The organism is Lutispora sp. (assembly GCF_041687175.1).
Lineage (GTDB): Bacteria > Bacillota > Clostridia > Lutisporales > Lutisporaceae > Lutispora.
The window spans coordinates 1-1,920 of the sequence record NZ_JAWLCK010000024.1 but is presented as its reverse complement, the minus strand read 5'-3'; the positions used below and the strand labels follow the sequence as shown (position 1 = coordinate 1,920).

Sequence of the window (1,920 nt, the reverse complement as noted above, 5' to 3'; positions counted from 1 at the left end):
TTCATATTCTCACCTCATATAAGAGGCAACTTAAGTTGCCTCTTAATTATTAAAGCATTTTCTTAACAGCATTAATTATGTCTTGGAAATTAGGCACTACATAATCTTCAAGGACAGGTGAGAATGGAATGGGTGAATCCAGGCTGCAAACTCTTGCAACAGGCGCATCCAGATTATCAAAGCATTCTTCAGCTATTATAGCTGCAATCTCACCGGCATAGCTTCCTCTCTTAGTTTCTTCTGTAACTATTATGACCTTGTTTGTTTTTTCAATGGAGTTGAATATGGTTTTATTATCCAATGGGTATAGAGTTCTAGGATCAATTACTTCGACTTCTATGCCATCCTGTGACAACTTGGAAGCAGCATTCAATGCCTCATGAACCATTCTGCCTGTTGCAATTATAGTTAAATCTTCTCCTTCTCTCTTCACATCTGCAACCCCTAGCGGTATTGGTTCCATGTTTTCATCCACTTCACCGGACATGGCATACAATACCTTATGCTCCATATACATAACAGGATTATCGTCATCAATGGAACTTAACATCAACCCGTATGCATCCTTTGGTGTAGAAGGATACACCACTTTAAGCCCCGGCACATGGGTCAACCATGCTTCCAAGGATTGTGAATGTTGTGCTGCTGCTCTTGTTCCTGCTCCGGTAGGCATTCTTACTACCATTGGTAAAGTAATCTTACCTCCAAACATATATCTCATCTTAGCCGCCTGGTTAACCAATTGATCCATGCCTACAGTCATGAAGTCATTGAACATCAGCTCTGCTATTGGTCTTAATCCTGTAGCTGCAGCACCCACTGCACATCCTACTATTGCCCCTTCTGATATAGGTGTATCTCTAACTCTCTCTGGGCCAAAGGTTTTTATAAGATCTCCCGTTACTCCAAAGCATCCGCCGAACTCTCCAACATCTTCTCCAAGTATGATGATATTGGGATCTTCCTTCATTCTTCTTCTCATGCCTTCTCTTATAGCTTCAGAATATGTCATTTTTCTCATCTTACTCTTACCTCCTCTACTATATCTGTATAGATATCTTCAACAGCGCTCTCTAAAGGAGGATATGGACTTTCTTCTGCAAATCTAACAGCCTCATCTATTTCCTTATTAACCTCTTCATTTATCCTTTGTATTTCTTCCTCAGTTGATATATTGTTTTCAATCATATATTCAAATAATCTATGGATAGGATCCTTGTTAAGCCATTCTCTAACTTCCTCAGGATCTCTATATGTAGTTGGATCTCCCTCGAAATGTCCTCTATGCCTATAGGTTTTGCACTCTATAAGAGTCGGTCCCTGACCGTTTCTTGCTCTATTTATTGCTTCATTTGCCGCTTCATATACTGCAAATATATCATTTCCATCCACCACAACTCCCGGCATATTATATGCCACAGCCCTATCTGCCACATCCTGGATAGCTTGATGTCTGGACTGATGCATAGATATGCCGTAAAGATTGTTCTCACAAACAAATATTACTGGAAGCTTCCATATGCTTGCCATATTCAATGACTCATGGAATGTTCCCTGATTTGTAGATCCATCTCCAAAGAAACATACACAAACCTGGCCTGTACCTCTGTATTTTGCACTCAGGCCGGCACCTACAGCAATATTATGCCCTGCTCCGACTATACCGTTGGCTCCAAGGATACCCTTGGTAGCATCTGCTATATGCATTGAGCCGCCTTTACCTTTGCAATACCCTGTTGCCTTGCCAAACAATTCGGCCATCATATATTTTAAATCTCCGCCTTTAGCCACTATATGCCCATGACCTCTATGGGTACTTGTGATATAATCATCCTCATTTAGATTGGAGCATACTCCTGTTGCTACAGCCTCCTCTCCCATGTATAGGTGAACAAATCCTGGTATATGTCCCTCTCCAAA

2 protein-coding genes are annotated in these 1,920 nt (G+C 41.0%); both read right to left on the bottom strand.

Annotation, left to right across the window (positions count from 1 at the left end):
- Window positions 1-49: 49 nt before the first annotated feature.
- The gene (locus ACESM9_RS05660) at window positions 50-1,021 is read right to left on the bottom strand and encodes an alpha-ketoacid dehydrogenase subunit beta (protein ID WP_372996164.1); all 972 of its coding nucleotides are present in this window, start codon (window positions 1,019-1,021) and stop codon (window positions 50-52) included.
- A partial coding sequence (locus ACESM9_RS05655) for a thiamine pyrophosphate-dependent dehydrogenase E1 component subunit alpha (protein WP_372996162.1) occupies window positions 1,018-1,920 on the bottom strand: 903 nt, incomplete at its 5' end. The genes ACESM9_RS05660 and ACESM9_RS05655, both read right to left, overlap by 4 nt.

Coding starts and splice junctions, on each gene's coding strand:
- ACESM9_RS05660 (WP_372996164.1), bottom strand. CDS start 1,021: ATGAGAAAAATGACATATTCTGAAGCTATAAGAGAAGGCATGAGAAGA.